We start from the raw sequence: 25,236 nt of genomic DNA on the forward strand, positions 1-25,236 counted from the left end.
TTATCCTAACCGCTCCTTTAATAAGCCGGGAATCTCACTGGGTGTCCGGGCAACCGGAACCCCAGCCTGCTCCAAGGCTGCCACCTTGGCCTCGGGTGTTCCCTTGCCCCCGCTGATAATCGCTCCGGCATGGCCCATCCGCTTTCCCGGAGGGGCGGTTCGGCCGCTGATGAAGCCTACCACGGGTTTATTCATATGCTTGGTTATCCAGGCTGCGGCGGCCTCTTCGTCCTCGCCGCCGATCTCGCCGATCATAACCACCCCGGCGGTATCCGGATCGCGGTTGAACTCATCCAGTAAATCGATGAATCCCGATCCCACCACCGGATCGCCCCCGATTCCCACACAGGTGCTCTGTCCCATCCCGGCTCCGGAAAGGGCATGAACCACCTCGTAGGTCAGGGTTCCCGACCGGCTGATAACCCCGATGGACCCGGGAACATGGATCCGGGCGGGCATAATCCCGATCTTGCACTGCCCCGGACTGATGAGCCCCGGGCAGTTCGGACCGATGAGCCGTACGCCCTTGGCCTTCACGTAGTGGTAGACCCCGAGCATCTCGTTCACCGGCACGCCCTCGGTTATGCAGATAACCAGGGGAACCCCGGCGTCTGCAGCCTCCCTGATGGCGCCCACGGCGAACTTAGCAGGTACAAAAATCACCGACGCATCAATCTGGTGTACATCCAGGGCATCGGCCACGGAGTTATACACCGGCACCCCTTCCATCTCCTGACCGCCCTTGCCCGGGGTTACCCCGGCTACAACCTTGGTGCCGTCAGCCAGCATGGTTTTGGTGTGAAAGGAACCGTCCCGGCCGGTAATACCCTGAACCAGAACCCGGGTTGTCTCATTAATCAGAATGCTCATGCCTTACCTCCCTTTCCGGCCGCCACCACAGCCTTCACCGCCTCGTTCAGGTCCGTCTTGGCCTGGATGCCCTCTTCCTCTAAAATCCGGCGGCCCTCCTGGTCGTTGGTGCCGATTAGCCGTACCACCAGGGGCACTGGGATGGGCTGTTCCTTCATGGCCAGGAGCAGCCCCTGGGCAATATCGTCGCAGCGGGTTATCCCTCCGAAGATGTTCAACAGAATGGCCGTTACCTTTTTATTATTCAGGATGATTCGAATGGCGTTGAGCACCTTCTGGGGGTTGCTGGAGCCCCCCACATCCAGGAAATTGGCGGGTTGGCCGCCGAAGAGCTTGATGATGTCCATGGTCGCCATGGCAAGACCGGCGCCGTTTACGATGCACCCGATATCCCCGTCCATGGACACAAAACTCAGTCCCGCCTCCCGGGCGGCTACCTCATCCTCGCTGTCCTCTTCGGGATTCCGCATCGCCTCAATATCCGGGTGCTTAAACAGGGCATTGTCATCAAAATTAACCTTGGCATCCAACACCATGAGCCTGCCGTCCTCCAGGAGGGCGTAGGGATTCACCTCCGTCAGGGTACAATCCTTCTCCATGTACAAGGTGTAGAGGGTCTCTACGGTCTTACGGGCCTGGCTTACTAACTCCGGTGTCTCAAACACCTTCCCTAAGACCTGGTTCAGGCCCTGGATATCGATACCCGCCTCGGGATGGATGGGGAATTTCAGGATCTTTTCGGGACTGGAAACCGCCAGCTCCTCGATATCCACTCCACCCTCGGCGCTGAGCATCAGAATCAGCTGTTTATTGAACCGGTCCATGGTCAGCCCCAGGTAGTACTCCTTTTTAATGGCTGCAGCAGGAACTACCAGCAGTTTTTCCACCGGGATACCCTTTATAGAAAGGTCTAAGATCTGTCGCGCTTTTTCTTCGGCCTCCTGGGCGGAACCGGCGACCTTGACTCCCCCGGCCTTGCCCCGGCCGCCGACCAATACCTGGGCCTTAAGAACCACGGTGCCGCCCAGGGATTCCTGGGCTTCCCGGGCCTGCTGGGGGGTGGTGACCAATACCTGGGGGCCTACCTCAATGCCGTAAGAAGCGAAGAGCTCCTTACCCTGATATTCATGGATGTTCATAGTTTCTCCTCGCCTTATTTCTGATCGTGAACCTGCTCGCCTCGGCCCTCCCGGAGGGACTTGATCTGCCGTTTGGTTTGGTTAATGAGTTTGGTGATTTTAATTTCCCGGGGACAAACCCTGGTGCATTCAAAGTGGTTCTCGCAGGGCCACACCCCGTCGGGATTGTCCAGAACCTTGAGCCGGGGTTCTAGACCCTGGTCCCGGCTGTCGTTGATAAACCGGGCAGCCTGCACGATGGCGGCTGGACCGATAAAATCCGGATTCTTATCCAACACCGGACAGGCGCTGTAACAGGCCGCACAGAGGATGCACTTGGTAGCCTCATCGAAGAGGGCCCGCTCCTGGGGGCTCTGGATGTACTCCCCTTGGTTCGGCTGGGCGGCCTCGGGGCTGCTTCCCGAACCGGAACCGGTTACCCCTCCCGGGGTAGACGGGGTTTCCATGGGAGCCGACGGCTGGGCTCCGGGGGTCAGGGTGGGGGTGAATCCCCTGTCCGTCCCGGCCTGAGTGCCCGGACTCAGTTTCAGTCCCTCCTGGGGCAGGAGGAAAGGCTGTACCTGGCGGTAGTTCTGGAAAAACGTGGTCTGATCCACCATGAGGTCCCGCTGTACCCTAAGGTGCCGCAGGGGCAGTAACTCAATGACATCCCCGTCGTTCTCGGCGACCTGTTTCACCAGGGTCTTGCATGCCAGTCCCTCCTTGCCGTTGATCCGCATGGCATCTGAACCGCAGACCCCGTGGGCGCAGCTTCGGCGGAAGCCCAGGGTTCCATCCTGGTTCCGCTTTATCTGAATCAGGGCGTCCAGCACTCGGCTGTCGGGTTCCAGCTGCACCTGGTATTCCTGCATGTAGGGGTCGGAATCGGTATCGGGATTAAAGCGTTGTACACGTATGGTAAGCTCCATGAATTGCTCCTTCCTGGTCTAGTAGGTTCGGGGTTTGGGTTTCCAAATGCTCACATCCACATCCTTATAGCGGATGGATACCTGGCCGTCCCGGAGTTCCGCCAGGGTGTGCTTAAGCCAATTGGGATCATCCCGGTCGGGGAAATCTTCCCGGCTATGGGCCCCCCGGCTCTCCGTCCGGTTGAGGGCGGATACTGCGGTTACCGCGGATATATCCAGGAGATTCTGCAGCTCAAGAATCCCCAACAGATCGGAATTAAAGCTCGGGCTCTCATCCTCCAGACGAAGTTCGCCGAACTGGTTCCGCAGCCGTGCAATGTCCTCCACGGCTTGTTGCATCTTTCCGGCCTGGCGATAAACCCCAACGTTGGTCATCATCGTTTCCTGCATCTCCTGGTAGATCGGGCCTGGGTGGGCGCCCGATCCCGGACTGGTAAGGCGGTCGTAAAAGCTCCGGAAGCGTTCGTCCGCTCCGTCGGGCAGCTGGGGCATGGACACATCCTTGACGTACTGGGCAATGTGCTGGCCTGCCCGGCGGCCGAAGACGATGAGATCCACCAGACTGTTGGTTCCCAGGCGGTTCGCCCCGTGCACGCTGACGCAGGCGCATTCCCCGGCGGCGTAGAGGCCCTCCCAGGTGGTGGTGCCGTCGGTTACCCGGCCGTGCACATCCGTGGGAATACCTCCCATGGCATAGTGGGCGGTGGGCTGGACGGGCATGGGTTTTTCTGCGGGGTCTACGTTTAAATAGGTGCGGCAGAAATCAGCGATGTCCGGAATCTTGCTTTCCACCACCTCCCGTCCGAGATGGGTGGCATCCAGGTACACGTAGTCGTCGATCTTCTTATCGCCCCGGATGCCCTTACCCCGGGCAATCTCCGTCATGATGGCCCGGCTCACCATGTCCCGGGGCGCCAGATCCAGGAGGGTGGGTGCGTAGCGTTCCATGAAGCGCTCCCCGTCGCGGTTGCGCAGGATTCCCCCCTCGCCCCGGACGCCCTCGGTTATCAGAATCCCCATATCCAAAATACCCGTGGGGTGGAATTGGAAGAACTCCATATCCATGAGGGGTATTCCTGCCCGGGCGAGCAGGGCCGGACCGTCTCCGGTGTTTGCCAGCGCGTTACTGGTGACCTTGAACATCCGGCCGAATCCTCCCGTGGCAAAGAGTACCGCCTTGGCCCGGAACACATGTACCTGGCCGGTTTTTAGCTCAAGAGCGATGATTCCCGCAACCTTGTTTCCATCCAGGATCACATCCACGGTCTGAAACTCATCGTAGAATTCCACATCATTCTTTATACACTGCTGATACAGGGTCTGAAGAATCATGTGTCCGGTACGGTCCGCGGCGTAACAGCTGCGTCGTACCGGCGCCTCCCCCAGATTACGGGTATGGCCGCCGAATCTGCGCTGGGCGATGGTTCCGTCTTCGGTGCGGCTGAAGGGCAGACCCATATGCTCCAGGTTATACACCGACCGTACAGCCTCCTCCGCCAAGATCATGGCGGCATTCTGATCCACCAGGTAGTCGCCACCCTTAACGGTGTCGAAGGCATGCCACTCGGGTTTGTCCTCATCCAGGTTTCCCAGGGCTGCGCCGATTCCCCCCTGAGCGGCCCCGGTATGACTCCGGGAGGGGTAGAGCTTCGAAACTACTGCTGTCTTTGCTGTCTTGCTGGCCTCCAGGGCAGCGTATAATCCCGCCCCGCCGGCACCCACAATTACTGCATCAAATTCGTGTACCAAATTCCTGCTCCTTTCATAACCCCAAGAAAATCCACCCCGCCGGGATAACGCTTGGTGCGTAATAACCCCGCGGGGAGGGCCTGGGAAATAACCTTCCTATTTACTAATATATGGCCACCCCTCCGGGAGCGCAAGGAAAGTTTTCCTGAGTATTTCCCTCGGCCTTTAAGCCGGGTGATTTTTGCACTTTGTGGGGGATAGATTTGACAAATCCTGGGGATCAATCATACTAAATCCATGGCAACCCCGGACAATCCAGCATTGCGGCGAAAAATTCTTCACTTTTTGTTCTGGACCAAACCGGAGGAAAACACCTTTCCCCTTCAAACCCGGGTGAGTATCATCGCCCTCTATGCAGCGGTGCTCGCCAGCCTGGCTGCCCTGCCCTACAACCTGTACAGCGACTATGTAAACCAGGCGTACACCCTCATGGCCTTCCAGCTGGTGTTCATGGCCCTGGGGCTCATGGGTTTAGTGAGTTTCTGGGCTCTGCGCAGCCTGACCACCATTCGGGTCTTCTTTTCCGCCGCCCTCATTATTTTGGCTACCGGTCTCATTATTAATGCCGGGGGGGTGCGCGGCCTGGGATTCTTTTATTTTGTTGTGGGCTACGCCATTCTGTACTATGTACTGGGCTTGGTGGGCGGCATTGTGCTGCCCCTGTACATCTGGGGCGGAACCCTCATCAGAATCTCCCTGGGCAACTTCCATCCCGAGTCCTACCTGAACGACCCGGATTTTTACACCACCTACCTGGTACTCTTGAGCGTGGCAACCATCCTGGGGATCTTTGCGGTGCTCTACCAGCATTTCATCATCCGGCACCTGTACCGCCTGGCCTATATCGATGATGTAACGGGCCTGCCGAACCGCAAGCGCCTGGAGCTTCTGGTATCCCAGTGGATGCGCTCCCACCGCCATGGCGGGGCGAGTTTTTCCCTCCTGGGGATTAAGCTGCACAACTTCGCCCAGGTAAATTCCTTTCAGGGCGCCCTGTCTGCCGACCATGTGCTGGAAACCCTGGGCAACAGAATCACCTCGGTCTGCGGGGTCCAGGACTCTCCCGGAAGGTACACCGGTACGGTTTTCCTCGTCCTGACTCCCAAGACGGATTTTTTGGAGCTTGAGGAGATGGGTAGCCGCTTTCTTGAGAGGATTCAAAAGCCGGTGGATCTGGACGGCCACAGCGTGGGGGTTCAGGCCAGCGTCAGTATAACCCGGTACCCCCAGGATGCGGACCGGTACGAGACCCTCATGGCCAATATTATGGCTGGCTTCTCCCGTCTGGCGGGTCAGCCGGGCTTCGTGAGCTTCTTTGATGAATCCATCCACCAGGCTGAGGCCCGGCGCTACACCATGTTGGGAGAGCTTCGTCACGCCGTGGCGAACCAGGAGCTGCACTTGGTCTACCAGCCCAAGATTCACCTGGCCTCCGGGGGGTGCCACGGCGCCGAGGTGCTGCTGCGGTGGAACAGCACCCTCTTCGGACCCGTGGGGCCGGATGTGTTTATTCCCCTGGCCGAGGAAGGGGGGCTTATTCAGTCCATCACCCGGTGGGTTATCCAGACCGCGTTTTCCCAGATCAGTCGCCTGGGCGCCTTAACCGCCCCCCGGGGCCGCCACCCGGGACTCGTCCATGCAATCAACCTCAGTCCCCTGGACCTCTCCGATCCGGCATTCCGGGAGTTTCTGGGGTCTCTGGAATTTGCACGGGATGAAGAAAAGCCCGATACAGCCCGGGGGACTCTTGAGTTCACCGCCACCGAACAGGGAAGCGCCCCGGCGCCAAAAACTCCCGAGCATCCCCGCCCCGGGGAAGGAACCACTCCGACCCCGGAGGCCGATCCGGTTCAGGGCGAGGGTACCGAGGTCGCTTCAGGGTCCGGAGCAACACTGGAACCCGGGATGGAATCCGAGGCCGGGGTCGATGGCGGCAGCGGGGTGGATCCGGCCATGGTTGAGTTTGAGATTACCGAAGGCATTTTGATGGATGAAAGCGCCACGGTACAGTCGAACCTGGAGTTTATCCGTAGCAGGGGCTTTCGTATCGCCATTGACGATTTCGGTACCGGCTACTCGAGCTTGAGCTACCTGCACCGCCTGCGGGCCAGCAATTTGAAGATCGACCGCAGCTTTATCCAGCCAATTAACGAATCGAACCCCCAGAGCCCCATCGTGGATGCCGTCATTTCCATGGCGAAGACCCTCTCCCTCTCCACCACCGCCGAGGGGGTTGAAACCCCCTTCCAGCGGGACTACCTACTTTCCCGGGCCTGCGACCTCGCCCAGGGCTACCTCTACGCCCGGCCCATGGACTTCGAATCCTACCGCAGCTGGCTGGAAAGCCGGGAGTAGGTTCCCCATTTGATACCCCCTCATCTCCTCGGTAGGAACAGCCTCTCTTGACAACTTTGCAACGCAAAGTTACTCTTAAGTACAAAGGAGAATTCATGAACCATACAAGGCCTTCAAACGAGCAGATTCACATCCTCCAGGAGGTACTAGAGCGCCGCCGGGCCCGGCGGGTACTGGAGCCCTGGGCCTTTTTTACCTGGGCAGTGCTCATCGCCCTGGGAACGGCAGTTCAAACATGGATGTTTCCGGGGTTGGGATTACAAGACGGATCGGCACCGTCCCTGCTATGGGCCGGGATCGTCGGCCTCGGGATACTCCTGGAGAGCCTGGCCTTCATCCGCCAGAGCATCTCCCTGGGCCTGGGTCCCTGGGCGAAGCGCTACCATCCCTTCTATTGGTTCTTCGGAACCGGCAGCCTGACGGCGGCGGGGTTCATCCTGGGACTCATTCGGGCCGATGCAGCCCAGGCCATACCCTACCTGCTCCTGCCCACCATTGCCCTGAGCTTCAGTGTGCTGGGTATTATGGGATTTAAGGGATTTTACCAGGTCGGGCTCTCCGCCGGGATACTCGGAATCGCCGTCCTGGCCGTTGCTCCGGGAAGCCCGGTGCTTGTCCCGGCAGTCGGATTTTCCATCAGTCTGGCCATGCTCCTGGGCGGATTTGTGTACCGGCATTTTACCAAGAAGGGACCCTACCGGGACGGAGTAACGGAGGATGACCATGCCTGATGGACTGCACACCCAGTTCGACCAGGATTTTTTTGAACGCACCCGGTTATCCATCCTAACCCTGCTGTACACCGACGGCGAAACCAGCTTCGCTGATCTTAGGTCCACCCTGGAATTAAGCGACGGAGCCCTGTACAGCCACATTAGGAAACTGAGCGCCAAGAACCTGATCCATGGAGAAAAGCGCATTGTGTCGGGCCAGGCAGCCACCATTTATTCCCTAACCGGCCTCGGGATCCAAGCCTACGAGGCCTACCTCGGCTTTTTAGAACAACTACTCGCAGAAACAAAGGAGAAACGATCATGATCCAACGTATAGGAACCTGGAGCGCTACCCACCCCCGGCGCGCTCTCATCCTAGCCCTGGGTATCAGCCTGATTGCGGCCCTGGGCAGCCTGATGCTGACCCTGGAGATGAATTTTTATTCCATCATGCCCCAGAACACCCCCGCAACCCGGGATCTACAGACCATTGTGGAGGAATTTCCCTCCAGCGATTCCATCCTGGTGTACCTCCAGGGTCCGGATTCCCAAAGTCTAGCAGCCGGGGCGGAACGTATTTCCCGGCGTCTTTCCCAGGGTGATTTGACTGATTTGGTCCACCGGGTCATCCTCGGAGCGGACCAGGAGTACCTCCGGCGCTACGCCCTGCTGCTGGAGGATTTTGACCTCGCCGCCTCGGACCCCAGCCAATCCCTGGCCCAACTCGCCCGGGAACTTGGCCGGATAAACCCCGATGAACTCTCCCAAACCGAGACAGCCCGTCTCCGCCACTCCCTGACAACCCTGGGAAACGATTTTTTAGCCTTCTCGGGAACCGGGGATGGCGCTGATGATGCGCAGCGGCTATCCGCCCTGCAAAACGCCCTAACCGGACCGGAGCTGATAACCAACGCCCAGGGCACCCGGGGCATCATGACTATCGTTACAACCGTCGGAGTGAATGATTTCTTCGAACTGGCTCCGGCTGTTACCAGGATTGAAGAGGCCGTGCACGGTGCTCTGGAGGGTTCCGGAGTAACAGCAGGCCTCACCGGATTCTTGGTGGTGGCCAAGGACGAGGCTGTTACCAGCGAGCGGGGCTTGGCCCTGGGCTTCGTGGTGGCTCTTGGGTTGATTGCCGGCCTGATGATCCTCAACTTCCGGATGCCCCAGGCCCCGATTCTTCTGGGACTCCCCCTACTCCTAGGAATCCTCTGGACCGTGGGCTACACCGGCTTCATTCTCGGCCGGCTGAACATCCTAACGGCCATGTACCTTATTGCCCTCATGGGCCTGGGAATAGACTTCGGTATTCATATCCTTACCGCGTACCTCCAGGCTGAGAACGGAAACGCCCCCAGCCGGGAAAAAATGGCCCGTGCCCTGAAGGGCATCGGCCGGGGACTGCTCACCGGGGGGCTGACAACCGCGGCCGCCTTCTTCTGCCTCCTGGCTGCGGAGTCCCAGATGGCTGTGGAGCTCGGAGTGGTTGCCGGGGGCGGGATTATCCTCGAACTGGCGGCCATGGTTCTGGTGGTTCCGGCCCTGACAAGCCTGCGGGCGGGCCGGCTGGCTAAGAAGGGTAAGCCCGAGTTCTCCCTTCCCCCGGTGGGCTTTGTTTCCGGATCCCAGCCCGGTAGAATCGCATCGTTTTTTGCAGCCTATGGCGGTAGAATCACCCTTACCTCAGGACTGCTTGCCATTCTCCTGGTAACCCAGGCTCCGGGGCTGAAGATGGAAGACAACATTATGAACCTGGAAGCCAAAGGCTTGGAGAGCATCGAACTTCAGCACACCATGGTCCGAGAAATGGGTCTGGCTCCGGATCCCCTGTACATCCTCAGCGATTCCCTGGAAGAAACCGCGGCTCTGGTGCCCCGCCTGCGGGAGATTCCGGGAATCCAGGAGGTGGACTCCCTGGCCGCCTTCCTACCCAGCCCGGATGATATAACCCGCCGGAAGCAAGCCCTTTCCCGGTACCTGGCAGGTCAGAATCAATCGACCCCGGAACCAGGATCGGCCCAATTCGCCGGCCCCGGCCTCCAGGATCCGGCGATTCTGGTTCAGATCCAGGCCCTGAAAGAGGCAGTTACTGCATTGTTCTCCCGGGTTCTGGATGCACCCCAACCCTACACCGCAGCCCTTTCAGGTTCCCAGGGAACCCAGGACTTTGCGGCCTACATCCTATCTCTGGAGAAGGCCCTAACGCAGTGGATGCAGGAAACCCTCGACGAGCCTGCCCCGACCCTGGAACAGCTGCCCGGGAGTATGAAGGATCTATACCTCTCCAGGGAGGGGGGCGAAAACCTGATAACCCTCTACCCCACGGGAAACCTATGGGAGGCCCAGGCACGCCGGGACCTTATTGACGCCCTGGAACCCCTGGCCCCCCAGGCCACCAGCATGGTACTGGCCTCGGACCAGCTGAATTCCATGGTGAGCCGGGACGGGTTGCAGGTTAGCCTGCTTGCCCTGGGTGTGATTTTCCTGGTCCTGCTCCTGGATTTCCGGAATCTACCCTACACCCTGGCCACCATGATGCCCCTGGTATTGAGTGTCGCCAGCCTCTTCGGCATCATGGCGCTGACGGGATTAAGAATCGACTTCATGAATTTCATTGCCATCCCCCTGCTCATCGGGATCGGCATCGATGACGCGGTCCACCTCAGCCACGCCCGCCGCCAGAGCCTGCAACAATCCCAGAGCCTGCCACTGACCCCCGGGGAAGACCGGCCGGCCGAAGTCCACCACGGGGCAGCGGACAGCCCAGCCACCCAAGACAGCCCAGCCACCCAAGACAGCCCAGCCACCCAAGACAGCGGGAGCCGAGCATCCATGGCCGGGGTTCTATCCCGGGTTGGCAAGGCCATCGTCATGACAACCCTGACCACCGTTATCGGCTTTCTCTCTTTCATACCAAGTCCCATGCGGGGCATGCAGGGGACCGGGATCGTCCTAAGCCTGGCGGTGACTCTGGCCCTGTTTTACTCGGTTTGCTTTCACGGAGGTATACTAAAACGATTTCATAAACCATACTAAGGCGTATGAGCATCTTTGAAATAATCATGCTAATCTGCTTCGGCATGGCCTGGCCCTTCTCGATCTATAAGAGCTGGACCAGCCGGCAGGTTGGCTCTAAAAGCCTCGTTTTTCTGGTGGCACTCTTTATCGGCTATGTATCCGGAGTCCTGCACAAGGCCTTCTTCGCCTACGACCCGGTAATCTTTCTGTACATCCTCAACGGCACCATGGTGGCCATCGACATTGGCCTGTACATACGCAACAAACTCTTGTACATAAAGGAGACCGGAGAATGAAGGTACTATTTCTCTACACCACCAAGTACGGCAGCGCAGCCTGGGCTGCCCAGGAAACCGCCCTTATCCTGGAACAGGAATTTGGCATTCAGAGCAGTCTTGTCCGTCTGGGGAAGGATCCTCTCCCTTCTCTAGGGGATTTTAACGCCGTTGTGCTCGGAGCGGCGGTCTATGCGGGACAAATTTCCTCCCGGATGCGCAGCTTCGCTGACGCCCACGCCTCCGAGCTCAAGCAAAAACCCCTGGGCCTGTACGTAACCTGCCTCGCCGAGGGAGAGGCCGCCATGGAATACCTAGAATCCAACTTTCCCCCGGCACTCCTAGCCCACGCATGTGTCAAGGTAACCCCGGGCGGCATGGCCAACTTTGAGAAGATGAACTGGCTGTTCAAGTTCGTTCTAAAAAAGGTCAGCGGGCTTACACAAACCACGGACAAACGCCGTCCGGAAAGCCTTGGCCCCCTGGCCCGCTCCCTGGCCGCCGCCCTGGAATCTCCGGCCCCCTCGGAAGATTAACCTCCCCTGGCGATCCCGGAGTTCTGGTAAACCAGCACGCCCACCCATGGGTGGACGTACTGGTTGTTCCGCTATATCTGGTGTCGTTTACAACCTTTTGCGCACCATCTACAATTTAAAAGCCCCCAGCATCCGGTTTAATTCCACCACCATGTCGGCATTTTTGGTACTCAGCTCGGACATCATGAGCACCGCCTCGTTCAGCTCCCGGACACCCTGGGTGACCTCGGCCATTCCCTGTTTATTCTCCACCGAAACCATGCCCAGGGTATCCATGGATGCCCGGATGGCCTCGGCCTTTTCTTCCATCCGCTGGTACGCCAGCTTCACATCGCTGGTCAGGTTGATCAGCAGGGTCAGGGCTTCGACAATCTGATTACTTCCCCCGGAAAGCTCCGCCGTCGCATTGGACATCTCCTGCATACCACCGGCTATGTCCCGTACCCCTGCCACAATCTCGTGGAAGGACCGGCCCGATTCCTCTGCGCTGGCCGCAGACTGGGAAACCGAGGTGGCAATCTCGGTGAGGGAGTCGGAGATGACCTTTACCCGCTGATTGCTCATCTCGGCTAACCGGCGGATCTCCTCGGCTACCACGGCGAAGCCCCGGCCGGCATCACCGGCATGGGCGGCTTCAATGGCGGCGTTCATGGCCAGCATATTCGTCTGACTGGCTATTTCGGTAATGGCTGCAATAGTCTCGGAAATGCCTCCGGCGGCCAGTTCCACCTGGGCAATAACCTTTACCGTATCCTCCATGTCCCGCTCGCCCTTCTCCGCCATGGTTTCCACAGTGGTAACGATGCTGAGCTTCTGCTCTGCCGACCGGGCGATGTTCTGGATCGAGGAGGAAATCTGTTCGATGGAGGCCGAGCTTTCATCAATAGCTGAGGCCTGATCGGCCATAATCCCACCTAACTGCTCAAGCAGTTCCCGAAGTTCCCGTGCAGCCTGGGTACTCTGGGAAGCTTCATTATCCAGCCGGCGGGATTTTTCCTCCATGCTCTCAATAGTGGTTTTTATTTCTGTGAGATTCGCCGAAGACTCTTCGGACATGGATGCAAGTTCCTGACCGGTACTGTCAGCCGTATAGGCAGTGTGGCGCACCTGGGAAACCAGGCCGCCGAGGTTTTCCAGAAAGCGGTTGAAGTGCCCGGATAGGGTACCGATCTCATCCCGGGTGTTTGCCCTGGATCGAACCCGAAGATCGCCTCCGGCGGCGGTCTCAAAATTGCCGGCATAGTCCTGCAAGGGTTTGGTAATAACCTTGACCATCCACCATAGCACCGAACCGATGGCTAAGAATAACCCCAGGGTAATGGTGCTCACCCAAATCCCTGCTCGTTGCTGAGCTAGCTGTGCATTATCCAGGGAGGAAATAATCTCAAAGGCACCGGGCTTATACCCTACCTGCCAGCCCTCCTTGGGCAGTCCCAAGGGATCCAGCGTGCCCGCCGGGCCGCCGTGGCAGAGCAGGCAATCCTCAGTTAGGGTTATCGCCTTAAAGTACCGTATCTGATTTCGTTCAAAAATAACCTGCTCATCCCTGCCGCTGGCTTGCAGCTCCTGGAGCACCTCAGCCTCCAAGGGAGTAGGTTCATTCCGGGGATTCCGGGGCTGAAACTTGGGGACACGAAACTCATAGTTTCCTTCCTCGGCATACTCTTCGGCCACCCGGATGGCCGCAATGATCGGCACCGCAGCAACCGCCTGATCGTAACCCATCTCCTCGGCAAGTTGTTCCAGGGGTTGAATGGTTCCGTCGGCTATCCGGGCCGCCATATACTCCCGCACCGCTTCGGCATTCAGAACCAGGGCCCGGCTTTTTTCCAGCAAGGCCTTCTCGGCTTCGTTTCTAATATCCACCACATAGAACACGGAAATAACCGTTCCCATAATGATGAACCCCGCGGCCGCTACCAAGAGAATCTTGGCACCGATGGTCATGCCCCGTTTAGTTGTTTTCACGTTTTTACCTCGTATTCTTACTTCTCATCCAATAATACGCTATTCCCAAAAGAGAATCACTACGAATAGTAGAAATATCTGAAACTGGGCAGGGCTTTGCGTACCGGGTATTGTTTACCTTTTTTCTTATATTTGATAGGATTTCTCTAAAGCGGGCCTTGCTAGGTTACGGGGCCTGCAAGAAATCACAAATCCATGTCCAAGGAGACAAACCATGATTAAGAATCGATTATTCCCGGGAGTCCTGCTCCTGATACTGACCGTTATAGTACTAGCAGCCTGCGGCGGCGGTGCTGAGCAAGAACCCGCCCAATCCCAAAATCAGGCTCAGGAGGAGGCTTCCGAGGCAGCAGATGTGGTAACCACCGCCTCTATTGTGAATACGAACCAAGCCTTCCTCCAGGCAATCAGCAGTGACGGTACCTGGATCATCGCTACCCTGAAGGATCTGAGCTTCGACCAAGACCTCGTTCTTGAGGGAGCCTTTACCAACCGGGACACACCCGCCAGGAAAATCGCCCTCTACACCCAGGATGCTGATCGGAACGTCACCGCGCGCTTCACCCTGAGCGCCCCGAAATTGACAGTCCGCAGCGAAAACGCCCGGATCCAGGGGGGAACCTTCAACGGCGATGTGTACGTGGAAGCTCCGAACTTCCTCATCACCGACGCCACAGTCCAGGGTTCGGTATACTTCTCCAGCCAAGAATACCGTGATAGCTTCCAGATGACCAACGGCGGCGCGGTAACCGGCGAGCTCATCGTCCAGTAATCTCCCTGGCTTATCCAAACCCAGGGTTAACAGCCGCCTCTCCCGAGGCGGCTTTTTTTACGCCCCCATCCATGGAACGGCCGTAAAAATCCCCACCGTCATGGGTAGGCACCTAGGGGGCTCACCACGATTTTGCATCTTGGGTATTTCCTCCCCAGCCATTATGGTGCATCATAGAACCCATGAAACCACTGTATCTTGCCCTGGATCTGGGCGCCGGCCAGGGAACAAAAGTCGGCCTGTTCCGGGGAACCAAAGAGCTTCAGGCCGAAACGGTCTTTCCCATTGAATCCTACGGACCGGACTTCGCCAGCTACAGCGAGGGTCTTCTCGGGTGGATTCTAAGGCTCCTGGAGGACCACGGGCTTTCAGCCACGGATATCCGGGCAACAGGAATCGCCACGGCTGGAATCCTGACCGACGAAGGGGCATTCCAGCTGATTCACAATCTTGATCATTTTAACGGCCATAACCTGCGCAGCTTCTTTCAGGAGCGGTTAGACCGTCCAACGGCCATTGAAAACGACGCCAACGCCGGTGCCTTGGCGGAGTGGAGTGTGCTCCAGGTAGAACTCCTGTACTGGGTCTTCGGGGGCGGCTGGGGCGGCGCCTGGATCAGCCGAGACGGCCGGGTCATGTACCCATCGGTAAACTGGAGCGGAAAGGACGAGGATCTGCACTTTTCCAACGAGCCCGGCTATGCAATCCCCCTGGAGAAACTGACCCTGGAAAGCCTCTTTACCGAGGTACAGAGCTCCTACCCACGGTTTGAACGCATCTTAGCCGAGGATTTAGGAGAGGGGGCTTTGGTCGGCCCCGGAGGACGCCAGGATGCCCTTCGGGCCGAGACGATTCTCAGCGGACCCGGGCGATGCCGGTTATTCCGGGCAGTGGTTGCCGATGATGATTTTTACGAGCGCTTTTTGGACATCCATGAAACCCGGCAGATGTCCGATCCGAGCATCGCCGGACGACACATCAGCAAGCTCTCCAGTATGCGGGTAGAGGCTGCCTTGAACACCGACCGGCTCTACGGCAAGATCCTGGCCCACGCCACCCGGATCCTCCTCCGCCAAGCCCAGGCCGACGGCCTCGCCGACGGAGTACCCATCTGCCTGGGAGGAAAACCAAGCTACGCCCTGCCCTACTTCGGCCCATCGGCCCAGCGCCTCTTCGGACGATTCGGACTGATGAACTATCTGCGCCCATCGGTAATCGACGAACGGGGTCTGAACGCCAACCTCGTAGGTTCGGCGGTGTTAGCTGCCCTGGCCGCCGGGGAAAATCCGGCAGTGTAGGAACCTATGGGTCCGTGCCCTCACCTCCTGGCCGGGTGTTGCAAAAGAACCGCATACCCTTGGACGGTACGTATCCCCCTGGGGTTCTAACCGGAACACCGCCGGGCGGAAAGATCCCAAGATTTGACAAGTATGGGTAGGCAAAACGTAATAAGGTGGGAGCCATGAGGGATGACACGAGAATCGACTGGCACAGAAAGGTTGATGAGGCCCTGATCACGCTTCTCAATACCCTGGATGATCCGCCGGATTTCCGAAGAATCGCTGAGAGCGTTGCGGCGTCACCGTACCACTTTCATAAGCAATTCAAGGATCTTACCGGTGAGACCTTCAAGGCATGTGCAGACAGGTTGAGACTGGAAAAAGCCATGACCATGCTCCGAGAAAAGAAACGGATAACCGACATTGCATTTGACTGCGGGTATTCCACTGTAGAAATGCTATCCAAGGCGGTTCGAAGAACATGGGGCCTGAGTCCGACACAACTGCGCCGCCAGTCTTCCTGGCATCCCTACATTCCGTCCAGGGTTGGCGTTCATTATTCTAGAAAGAATGAACGAAAGACCTGGTTCTATGCCAAAGGAGGAAAAGAGGCTATGGAGACCAAGATCGTTCAATTTGAAGAAAAGATTTTTTACGGGTACAAAATCGTCGGCGACTATTGGCAGTTGCCCAAGCAGTGGAATCGATTTCTCACCACTGTACAAGACAAGAACATTCACCAGCTCGGGAAGGAATTTATCTCCGTGTTCTTAGACAATGCGGATTCAATACCCCAGGACCAAAAAAGAGCCTACGCGGGGTTCGTGACGACGGAAACCCTAGAAACGCAATTTGATTTGGAGGAACTACTAATCCCCTCCGGGTTATATGCGGTGACAGTTCACTTCGGTAGTTCCGAGGCCATTGGCCCCGTTTGGCATTCGTGGATGACGGAATGGCTTCCTCACAGCGGTTGGGAACCGGATTTCTCACGTCCCAACTACGAATGGTACCAAAATAATCTGGAAAACCCCGAACTCCTGGTAACATTTCTTGTAACCGCGGTGAAAAGAAGGGAAGAATGAACCATCAATACCCAGTACTACCTAAAGCGTTGTGAGATTCCACGGGGTGCATTGCTACAGTCTTTTGCGCACTAGGCAAACCGAAGAGATTCGGTTCAGGGTGCGGATTGCCCCTGGGGAGGCCGGGGCGTTGGAATCAACCCAAAGATGTATTCACCCAGCAGGGCAAAACCGGTAATAACCAGGGTTCCAGAGAATACCAGGGCGCTGTTCTGCAGGGTTAGGCCGCTCATGATGATGACCCCCAGCCCGCCGGCTCCGATGACGGCCCCGATGGCAGCCGTGGCGAGGTTGAGAATGAAGGCATGGCGCAGCCCGGTAAGGATGTAGGGTGCGGCCATGGGAAATTCAACAATCCTGAGGGCTTGGGCCTCGGCCATGCCCAGGCCCCTAGCCGCATCCATTACCCCGGGATCCACGGTCTGGAACCCCAGGATGGTATTGCCCATGACAGGAAACAGGGAGTACAGAAACAATGCCGCCAGGGTTGGGGCCCATCCGAAACCGAGAAAGGGAAATGCCAGAATGATCACCGCTGAGGGGGGCAGGGTCTGGACCAGGGCGGAGAGCCGGGTCACCAGGCTCAGAAAGTCCTTGCCCGCCCGGCGGGTCACCAGAATACCCAGGCCCAGGCCGATGAAGAATGAGATTCCCGTAGCCAGGGTGGTGATGATCAGGTGGTCCAGACTCATCTGCAAGAGGTTTAACCGGGAGTGGGTGTAGGTTCCGGTGGATGGAAAAAGCAGACCCAGGACCCGTTCCTGGACCTCGGGCATGCTTATATAGAGTGCTAACAGGACGGTACCGGCCAGGGGCAGAATCCAACCCGGGCGGGTTCTGAGGGTCTTACTCATCTCCGTACTCCCTCCCCGCTGCCGGTGAGGCGGCAGGAGGGGTTTGTTCGGGTACAGCGGAGGCAGAGGCTGCCTTGGGGGCCAGAGAGAATCCCTGAAAACTGATCTCTTGAATGTCTTCGAAGTAGACGGTGCCCAGGGGTGTTTCCGGGGGTGGGGATTCTTCTGGCCCGGGGCTGTGCCCTGGGGTATTCCCGGGAGCGGGGTCGGCGGCGTAGATATGCACCCAGGGGGTGCCCTGGGCGAGCATCCGGGCCATGCATTCCTTTAGGGAACTATGGGGGAACAACCGGGGTGCATGGGACAGGGAGAGGCAGACCTCGGTATCCGGGGTAGCTTGCCCGTGCCCCAGGGGTTTCATGATGCGGTCGGCAGTAAAGAGGGTAAGCCGTTTTAGAGCCCGGTCGGAGCCGAGAAAGTCCGCCACAAAGGGGGAGTTCGGGGATCCGAGCACCTCGCTGGGATCGCCGGCTTGGACAATCCGACCATCCTTCATAATAACCAGATGGTCCGCCAGGCGCACGGCCTCATCCAAATCATGGGTAACAAAGAGCACGGTCTTCCGCAGTCGGCGCTGAATCCGGACGAACTCATCCTGGAGCTCCTCGCGCTTCAGGGGATCAACCGCTCCGAAGGGCTCGTCTAAGAGCAGGATCGGCGGATCAGCCCCCAGGGCGCGGGCCACCCCTACCCGCTGGGCCTCTCCCCCGCTGAGCTGGCCGGGGAATTTCCCTCCGTACTCATCCCGGGGCAATCCGATGAGCTGCAGCAGCTCGGCAGCCCGGGCCAGCTGACGGTCCCGGGGCCAGCCGAGTAACCGGGGCACAAGGCAGATATTTTCCAAAACGGTCAAATGGGGTATGAGCCCCACACTCTGGATGGCGTACCCCATGGACCGGCGCAGGCCGATCTCATCCTGATCCTGAATGTCCTGGTCGTTTATGGTGATTCGACCGCCCTGGATCTCCACCAGGCGGTTCAGACACCGGAGGGTGGTAGATTTTCCGCATCCGCTGGGACCTATGAGCACGGTTACCTTGCCCGGCGGAACCAGCAGATCGATCCCCTGGAGAGCCTGGGTTTTTCCGTAGCGCACATGAACATCTTGATATGAAATCACCCTGCAACCTCCTTGGCAAAACCCGATGCTAACGCCCGGGGGGTAAGCACGGCCATAATTCCCCGCATGAGGCCGTCTACAACCAGGGTAATCCCCCCCACCAGGAGAATCCCCAGGAGCACCATATCCACCGAATACTGACCCAGCCCCTCAAACACAAAGACACCGAGCCCACCGGCTCCCACCAATTTAGCCAGTACCGCGTTCCCCAGGGTCTGCACCAGGGCGACCCGCAGCCCGTGGAGGATCACCGGTGAGGCTGCGGGCAGTAACACTAACCAGGTAACCTGGAAGCGGCTCATGCCCATGCCCCGGGAGGCATCCAGTACCCGGGCATCCACCCCGGCTAACCCCTCATAACTGTTCCGCAGCACTGGGAACAGAGCGTACAGGGCCAGAGCGATAATGGCGGGCGTATCCCCTATTCCCCGGAGGCCCGCCTGGCGTAACCAGGGCAGAACCTGCCCCAGGGAGGTCAAAGGCGCAATGAGCAACCCGAACAGAGCGATGGTCGGAATAGTCTGGAGCAGATTCGTTGCCGTGAAGAGCACCTTCCGAGCTGCCTGTCGGCGGTATGCCCAGAAGGCTCCGGGAATACCCCCGAGTCCGGCGAGGAACACCGCCGCCCCGGTTATCCGCAGGTGATTACCCACCTCCAGGATCAAACGGCTGCGCTGGTTCCCCGCCTCCTTCACAATTCCCAGGGAATCAAATCCGCCTCCCAGAGCCGCCACAGCGGCAACCCCGAGAATACCCGCTGCCCCGAGGAGGGTTCTGACGCGGCCCTGCTCCAGACCGAACCAGGGCACCGCCATAGCCAGGGTATACAGCACCCAGCCGGCTCCCAGCCCCAGCCGCCCCGCCGGGGGCAGCATCTGCCCCTGAACCAGACCGGCCGCCCCCAACACCGCCAGAGCCCCGGCGACCCCGGCGGCGCTCGCTCCCCAGAGCACCCGGCCCTGCCAACGCCCCCGCACCGCCAAAACCGCCGCCCAGGCCGCCCCCAGGGGCAGTAACACCCCCAGGGTCATCCATCCCGGCAGGGCCTCAAAAAGCCACACATGCCGGGGCTGGGCCACGCGGTTTGCCTGGAGAGAAAAAAAAGGAAGCACCAGGGCAGCGGAGGCCGCCATGGTGCATAGAAGACCGACCTTTGCCTCCCTAGTCAAGGAAGCCCTGCTCGGTCAGGTAGTCCCGGGCCACCGTCTCCACTGCCCGGCCCTCGACGGAAACCGCACTATTCAGGGACTGAAGGGTTTCCAGATCCAGGCTGGCAAAGACCGGATTCAGGATTTCGGCGATCTCCGGATACTCTTCGAAGACCTCCCGGCGGATGACCGGAGCCGGTTCGTAGACCGGCTGAACCTTCTTGGTATCCTTTAGTACCACGAGGCCTAGGGCGGCTAACTGGCCGTCGGTGCCGTAGGCCATGGCGGCATTGACCCCCTCCTGGCCCCGGGCGGCAGCCTGTTCGGTCAGGGTCGTATTTCCCCCGGAAAGCACCAACATCTGGGAATCCGTCAGGGAGAAGCCGTAGCCCTCCTCAAAGCTCGGCAGGGCAGCCGGGCTGGAAACGAACTCCTCGCTGGCTGCGATCTTGAACCGTCCCCCGGCGTTGATGTACTGGGCCAGATCTTCCAGGGTGGAAAGCCCCTCTTCCTGGGCAAGATCACCCCGGACTGCAATGGCCCAGGTGTTGTTCGCCGGGGCGGATTCGAGCCATACCAGATCATTCTGTTCCCGGTCCAGGCGGCTCACGGTCTGCCATGCCTGTTGGGCGTCCTTCCACAGCTCAGCCTCGGTTTGGTCCGGGAAGAAGTAAAATCCATTCCCGGTATATTCGGGGTATACATCGATCTCCCCGGAGATTATGGCGCCGCGTACGATGGATGTCGCCCCGGTCTGGATCCGATCCACCACCTGGAAGCCCTGCTGCTCCAAGAGCAGTTTCATCATGGTCCCCAGCAATGCACCCTCGGTATCGATCTTTGATCCGATGGTGATTCGACGGTCATCCGTCCGGGTCATCATCATCTGGTCTCCCTGCTCGGCCTGGGGTTCCCCCGATCCCCCGGCGAACAGCAATCCGGACCCGCCTAGGAGCATCGCCCCGAGCAGCAGTATTCCTACACCCCTGGGGGTGATTATGAACCTCTTCATAGAAACCTCCTGTTTTAATCTACAATAATGAGTCCCAAAAAAAATGGCAAATTTTCACCAGCCTCGGCCCCTCCCGGAACCGACGACACTCCGGCAGCATTCCGACGACACTCCGGCAGCATTCCGACGACACTCCGGCAGCATTCCGACAACACTCCGGCCTGAAACCGGCTACAGCCCTAAGGCCGTCCCCCGATGGATGAGCCCCCCGGGTTCACCCCATCCTGGATGTTGGCCCGGCATGGAAATCACCCCATAAAAAAAAGGCCTCCTGGAACCAAGGATGTCCAGGAGGCAGGAGGATATGAAGTACCCGGTATAAATCCGGAGGTTAGCCTAATCCGCTTTTCCGACGGGTGTAGATGTCGTAGAGAACCGCAAAGAGCAGTACCAGGGCCTTGACCACGTACTGCCAGTCCGCGCCGATGTTCATCAGGGACATTCCGTTGTTGATAACCCCGATGACCAGACCGCCGGTAATGGCGCCGATGATGGTGCCGATTCCTCCGGATGCGCTGGCGCCTCCGATGAAACAGGCTGCAATGGCGTCCAGCTCAAAGAGGTTTCCCGCCTGGGGCAGGGCGGAATTCATGTAACCGGTAAACACCAACCCAGCGAGTCCCGCAAGACCGCCCATGATGGTGTGTACCAGGAAGATGACCATCTCGGAATTGATGCCCGACAGTTTGGCCGACCGGGCGTTTCCGCCCACGGCGTAGATGTATCTGCCTATAACCGTTTTCTTGCTGATGAATACGAACAGGGCCACTACAATGCCAAGGACCACTGCTACCGTGGGGATTCCCCGGTAATCGCCGAACTTCCAGGCCAGGAGCATAATCAGACTGACCACGAAGACCAGTTTCAGCAGAACATAGCCGATGGGCAGCACCTGGAAACCCTTCTGCTTCTTGCGGCGGCGGTCGGTCAGGGCCCATGCCACATACATAACCGCCAAGAACAGCCCCACCAGCAGCGCCAGGGCGTGGAAGCCCTCGAAGGTGAGGCCGGCCACGGTAATGCTGCCCGAGGTGATCTGTTTGAAGGAATCGTCCATCAGGGATACCGGGGTAACATTCGTGATAATGTAGGTCAGACCGCGGAAGAGCAGCATGCCCGCCAGGGTTACTATGAAAGCGGGTATCCTGGCATAGGCGATCCAAAAGGCCTGGAAGGCTCCAATGGCCAAGCCTACCATAACCGTCAGCAGTATGGTGGGGAGGATTCCGATGCCGGTATTATAAATCATGGCGCTTATCGCCCCGGTAAAGGCCGCTACGGAACCTACCGAAAGGTCGATGTTCCCCACAATAATAACCAGCACCATTCCCACCGCCAAAATGAGAATGTAGGAATTCTGGATGAATATATTGGTTATATTCCGGGAGGTTCCGTTCACCCCCCCGGTCAGAAGCGAAAAGACGATGAAGATCACCGCCAACATGATGAACATCGAATAGTTTCGGATGTTGGTTTTGGCAAGTTCTAAGAACCCGAACCTGCCCTGGGTACGACTAGTATCAGACATTTTCGCTCTCCTGATCGACTAACGCCATGTGCATTATTTTTTCCTGGGTGGCCTCTGCCCTGGGCAGGCACCCCTTAATCTGCCCCTCGTTCATCACATAAATACGGTCCGCCATACCGATGGCTTCAGGAAGCTCGGAGGTTACCATGATGATGCTTTTCCCCTGGGCTGCCAGGTCGTTGAGGATGCAGTAGATCTCGTACTTTGCGCCCACATCGATTCCTCTGGTGGGCTCGTCTACAATGAAAATCTCCGGTTCGGCCAGCAGGCACCGGCCTAACACCACCTTCTGCTGGTTTCCCCCGCTGAGGTTCCTGGCCATCTGCGCCAGGGAGGGGGTCTTAATATTAAGGGTATCTTTATAATGTTCTGCAGCCCGAAATTCCCGCAGGCTGTCGAGGATGCCGTACCGGGAAAGTTTGGGGATGCTGGAGTTTGAAATATTGGTTTTCACATCCTGAATCAGGATGAGCCCAAGCTCCTTGCGGTCTTCGGAAAGGTATCCCAGACCGGCGCTGATGGCCTGTTTCGGGGTAGAAAACTGTACGTCCTGCCCCTTGAGGCGGATGGTGCCCTCGCTGGATGATCCGTAGGACTTCCCGAAGATGCTCATCATCAATTCCGTCCGTCCCGCCCCCATGGGGCCGCAAAACGCGAGAATCTCGCCCTTCCGCAGGTGAAAGGAGGCCTTGTCCACCACCTTCATGCTGTGGTAATCGGGGTGGTACACCGTCCAGTCCTCTACCTCGAACAGCACTTCGCCGATATTCGGCTGCTTATCCGGGTACATCTGGGTCATATCCCGGCCTACCATCCCGGAGATTATCATGGACTGGGTTACCTTCTGCTGCCGGGTGTCGTAGCTGATAATGGATTTTCCATCCCGCATAACGGTGATGGTATCTGCAATACTCAGCACCTCGTTCAGCTTGTGGGAGATCATGATGCAGGTAAGCCCCTCTTTCTTCAGTTCCCGAATCAACTCCAGAAGCTTGGCGCTTTCCTCATCGTTCAGGGAGGCTGTGGGCTCATCCAGTATCAGGAGTTCCGTTTTTTTCGAGAGGGCCCGGGCAATCTCTACCAGCTGCTGCTTGCCCACCCCGAGTTTACTTACAATGGTTGCCGGGTGATCCTTCAGGCCTACCCGGTCCAGGTATTGCCTGGAATCCGCCAGGAGCTGGTCCCAGTTGATAATCCCCATCTTGGTCTTCATGTGTCCGAGAAACAGGTTCTCATATATAGAGAGGTAGGGACTTAGGGCTAGTTCCTGGTGCATGATGGTCAAACCCACCTGCTCGCTGTCCCGGACGCTATGAAAATGGGTTTCCTGGCCGTGGACGAGGACCCTGCCCTCGTAACTGCCCTTGGGATGTACTCCGCTGACAACCCCCATCAGGGTTGATTTTCCGGCGCCGTTTTCTCCGCAGATGCAGTGAATTTCCCCTTTTTTCACCTGGAAACTCACATCATCCAGGGCACGGACTCCGGGAAAGGATTTTGTAACCCCTTCTACTTCTAAGATATATTCACTCACCGTTGAGCCTCTCCATCGTTCTAGGTGCCTGGATTGGTACCTGTACCCAAAAAGAGAACCCCAGCCCGGAGGCCGGGGTTCGTGGTAAGGGCTGTACGCTATTGCAGGTCAGCCTCGCTGTAATAGCCGCTGTCGATCATGATTTCCCGGTAGTTATCCTGGGTCACATTGACCGGTTCCAGCAGGTAGGAGTTCACAACCTTTTTACCGGTGTCGTAGGTCTGGGTGTCCAGCCGGGCGCCGCTGATCTGGGGTGTTTCTCCCTTGATTAAGGCATCCGCCAGGGCTATTGCTGCTGATGCAAGATTCCTGGTGTCCTTGAATACGGTCATGTACTGTTTACCGTCACGAATGTACTGGATGGATGCTACCTCGCCATCTTGACCGGTCACGACGGGGAGTTTCGCAGTGGTATTGTACTTAGCATCCGTGGACAGGGCTTCGATGATGGCCCGAGCCAGGGTATCGTTGGGAGCCAGAACCGCATCCAATACAACGTCTGCGGCATCGTTATTCAGCAGGTTTTCCATTCGGGCCTTGGCAAGATCGGCTCTCCAGTTCTCGGTGGCAATCTGGGTAAAGGCTGAATCAGAGGATTCCAGGGGTGCGGGGCCAACAATGTTCAGCACGCCGCTCTGTACATAGGGCCGCAGGACAGACATGGCGCCGTCAAAAAAGAAGTTGGCATTGTTGTCCGTGGGTGACCCGGCAAAGAGGGTTATGTTTTTTGGATTAGATGCCTGAGCATTGGCAAGATCCAAGGCCTCTTCGATGGCCATTCCCTGGAACTGTCCAACCTTAAAATTATCAAAGGTGATGTAGTAGTCATAGGAATCTGACCCGGTAATAAGCCGGTCATAGGCTATAACGATAACACCCTCTTCAGCAGCTTCCTGTACGACGGAGACAACCCCTTCGTTTATGGAGCCGATAATGAGCAGTTTGGCTCCCTTGGTAATGAAATCCTGGATCTGCTGATTCTGCTTTCCCTGATCAGCATCACCAAAGGCAACCTCGGCCTTGTATCCCAGGGCTTGAGCATCCTCAAGCAGGGCTGCGCCGTCTTTTTGCCAGCGCTCTACATGGGTTTCGGGCATGGCCAGGCCAATGTCCAGGGATCCGGCAGCTTGTCCGCCGGCAAACACCAAGCCGGTTGCCAGAACCAGCATACAACAGAGGGCTACGATCTTCTTCATTGCCTCTCCTCCTTCTTTTGTTTGGTAGGTCATTATGGGGAGGAGATTTGTATTCTAACTACAAGACAATCCTGATAAGTTCTGTACGATTTCCACCTGGCGGACCGTTCACCCCCAAAACGGGACTCTAATTAGCACATATCATAGGTAGGTTTTGTGCGATCGGTCTCCGA

General features: G+C 58.0%; 21 protein-coding genes. 9 read left to right on the forward strand and 12 right to left on the reverse strand.

Going from position 1 to position 25,236, the window contains the following annotated elements:
- The 4 genes from sucD to sdhA are packed head-to-tail and all read right to left on the reverse strand — an operon-like array spanning position 1 to position 4,666.
- Positions 1 to 870 carry a succinate--CoA ligase subunit alpha gene (gene sucD / locus DC28_RS12815; RefSeq protein ID WP_037549446.1) on the reverse strand — a complete coding sequence of 290 codons (870 nt, stop codon included), beginning with the start codon at positions 868 to 870 and terminating at the stop codon, positions 1 to 3.
- Positions 867 to 2,009: an ADP-forming succinate--CoA ligase subunit beta gene (gene sucC, locus DC28_RS12820; RefSeq protein ID WP_037549450.1), complete on the reverse strand. Its 1,143-nt coding sequence runs from the start codon at positions 2,007 to 2,009 to the stop codon at positions 867 to 869. Before sucC ends, sucD begins: the two co-directional genes overlap by 4 nt.
- A 14-nt stretch (positions 2,010 to 2,023) precedes the next feature.
- The gene (locus tag DC28_RS12825; protein WP_037549453.1) at positions 2,024 to 2,917 is read right to left on the reverse strand and encodes a succinate dehydrogenase/fumarate reductase iron-sulfur subunit; all 894 of its coding nucleotides are present in this window, start codon (positions 2,915 to 2,917) and stop codon (positions 2,024 to 2,026) included.
- Positions 2,918 to 2,935: 18 nt separating this feature from the next.
- Positions 2,936 to 4,666 carry a succinate dehydrogenase flavoprotein subunit gene (gene sdhA, locus DC28_RS12830; protein WP_052078882.1) on the reverse strand — a complete coding sequence of 577 codons (1,731 nt, stop codon included), beginning with the start codon at positions 4,664 to 4,666 and terminating at the stop codon, positions 2,936 to 2,938.
- 237 nt (positions 4,667 to 4,903) lie between these two features.
- Between sdhA and DC28_RS12835 the strand changes: the two genes are divergently transcribed.
- The 6 genes from DC28_RS12835 to DC28_RS12860 all read left to right on the forward strand — a co-directional run bounded on the left by DC28_RS12835 (position 4,904) and on the right by DC28_RS12860 (position 11,566).
- Positions 4,904 to 7,021: a putative bifunctional diguanylate cyclase/phosphodiesterase gene (locus DC28_RS12835; RefSeq protein ID WP_037549456.1), complete on the forward strand. Its 2,118-nt coding sequence runs from the start codon at positions 4,904 to 4,906 to the stop codon at positions 7,019 to 7,021.
- A 95-nt stretch (positions 7,022 to 7,116) separates the two neighbouring features.
- Entirely contained in the window at positions 7,117 to 7,752 is a 636-nt protein-coding gene (locus tag DC28_RS12840; RefSeq protein ID WP_037549459.1) for a hypothetical protein, read from the forward strand.
- Entirely contained in the window at positions 7,745 to 8,059 is a 315-nt protein-coding gene (locus DC28_RS12845) for a transcriptional regulator (protein WP_037549460.1), read from the forward strand. Before DC28_RS12840 ends, DC28_RS12845 begins: the two co-directional genes overlap by 8 nt.
- Positions 8,056 to 10,773, forward strand: coding sequence for an efflux RND transporter permease subunit (locus tag DC28_RS12850; protein ID WP_037549462.1), 2,718 nt, complete (start codon positions 8,056 to 8,058; stop codon positions 10,771 to 10,773). Before DC28_RS12845 ends, DC28_RS12850 begins: the two co-directional genes overlap by 4 nt.
- Before the next feature lie 5 nt (positions 10,774 to 10,778).
- The gene (locus DC28_RS12855) at positions 10,779 to 11,051 is read left to right on the forward strand and encodes a hypothetical protein (RefSeq protein WP_037549464.1); all 273 of its coding nucleotides are present in this window, start codon (positions 10,779 to 10,781) and stop codon (positions 11,049 to 11,051) included.
- Positions 11,048 to 11,566 carry a flavodoxin domain-containing protein gene (locus DC28_RS12860; RefSeq protein WP_037549466.1) on the forward strand — a complete coding sequence of 173 codons (519 nt, stop codon included), beginning with the start codon at positions 11,048 to 11,050 and terminating at the stop codon, positions 11,564 to 11,566. The genes DC28_RS12855 and DC28_RS12860 overlap by 4 nt, the downstream gene beginning before the upstream one ends.
- Positions 11,567 to 11,674: 108 nt before the next feature.
- Here the strand turns inward: DC28_RS12860 and DC28_RS12865 are convergent, their stop codons facing one another.
- Positions 11,675 to 13,534: a methyl-accepting chemotaxis protein gene (locus DC28_RS12865; protein WP_156104690.1), complete on the reverse strand. Its 1,860-nt coding sequence runs from the start codon at positions 13,532 to 13,534 to the stop codon at positions 11,675 to 11,677.
- A gap of 214 nt (positions 13,535 to 13,748) precedes the next feature.
- Between DC28_RS12865 and DC28_RS12870 the strand changes: the two genes are divergently transcribed.
- From DC28_RS12870 to DC28_RS12880, 3 genes are all read left to right on the forward strand, one after another.
- The gene (locus tag DC28_RS12870) at positions 13,749 to 14,306 is read left to right on the forward strand and encodes a hypothetical protein (RefSeq protein WP_037549472.1); all 558 of its coding nucleotides are present in this window, start codon (positions 13,749 to 13,751) and stop codon (positions 14,304 to 14,306) included.
- Between the two features lie 182 nt (positions 14,307 to 14,488).
- Positions 14,489 to 15,604, forward strand: coding sequence for an ROK family protein (locus DC28_RS12875; RefSeq protein WP_037549473.1), 1,116 nt, complete (start codon positions 14,489 to 14,491; stop codon positions 15,602 to 15,604).
- Positions 15,605 to 15,768: 164 nt separating this feature from the next.
- A complete protein-coding gene (locus tag DC28_RS12880; RefSeq protein WP_037549476.1) occupies positions 15,769 to 16,671 on the forward strand; it encodes an AraC family transcriptional regulator in 903 nt (300 codons plus the stop codon).
- Between the two features lie 95 nt (positions 16,672 to 16,766).
- On the opposite strand, the gene DC28_RS12885 is transcribed toward DC28_RS12880, so the two are convergent.
- From DC28_RS12885 to DC28_RS12915, 7 genes are all read right to left on the reverse strand, one after another.
- On the reverse strand, positions 16,767 to 17,525 hold the full coding sequence (locus tag DC28_RS12885; RefSeq protein WP_052078883.1) for an ABC transporter permease: 759 nt from the start codon (positions 17,523 to 17,525) through the stop codon (positions 16,767 to 16,769).
- Positions 17,518 to 18,645 (reverse strand): ABC transporter ATP-binding protein, encoded by a 1,128-nt coding sequence (locus DC28_RS12890; RefSeq protein ID WP_052078884.1) that lies wholly within the window; start codon positions 18,643 to 18,645, stop codon positions 17,518 to 17,520. The genes DC28_RS12885 and DC28_RS12890 overlap by 8 nt, the downstream gene beginning before the upstream one ends.
- Positions 18,642 to 19,814, reverse strand: a complete 1,173-nt coding sequence (locus DC28_RS12895; RefSeq protein ID WP_156104691.1) for an ABC transporter permease — start codon at positions 19,812 to 19,814, stop codon at positions 18,642 to 18,644. Before DC28_RS12895 ends, DC28_RS12890 begins: the two co-directional genes overlap by 4 nt.
- Positions 19,807 to 20,805 carry a glycine betaine ABC transporter substrate-binding protein OsmF gene (gene osmF / locus DC28_RS12900; protein WP_037549479.1) on the reverse strand — a complete coding sequence of 333 codons (999 nt, stop codon included), beginning with the start codon at positions 20,803 to 20,805 and terminating at the stop codon, positions 19,807 to 19,809. The genes DC28_RS12895 and osmF overlap by 8 nt, the downstream gene beginning before the upstream one ends.
- 331 nt (positions 20,806 to 21,136) lie before the next feature.
- Positions 21,137 to 22,333 carry a multiple monosaccharide ABC transporter permease gene (mmsB, locus tag DC28_RS12905; RefSeq protein WP_037549482.1) on the reverse strand — a complete coding sequence of 399 codons (1,197 nt, stop codon included), beginning with the start codon at positions 22,331 to 22,333 and terminating at the stop codon, positions 21,137 to 21,139.
- Complete coding sequence (locus tag DC28_RS12910) at positions 22,326 to 23,867, reverse strand: sugar ABC transporter ATP-binding protein (protein ID WP_037549485.1); 1,542 nt, start codon at positions 23,865 to 23,867, stop codon at positions 22,326 to 22,328. Before DC28_RS12910 ends, mmsB begins: the two co-directional genes overlap by 8 nt.
- A gap of 98 nt (positions 23,868 to 23,965) precedes the next feature.
- A complete protein-coding gene (locus DC28_RS12915; RefSeq protein ID WP_037549488.1) occupies positions 23,966 to 25,063 on the reverse strand; it encodes a substrate-binding domain-containing protein in 1,098 nt (365 codons plus the stop codon).
- Between the last annotated feature and the right edge of the window lie 173 nt (positions 25,064 to 25,236).

Origin of the sequence: Spirochaeta lutea (assembly GCF_000758165.1) — a bacterium.
In the GTDB taxonomy this organism is placed as follows: Bacteria; Spirochaetota; Spirochaetia; order DSM-27196; family Salinispiraceae; genus Spirochaeta_D; species Spirochaeta_D lutea.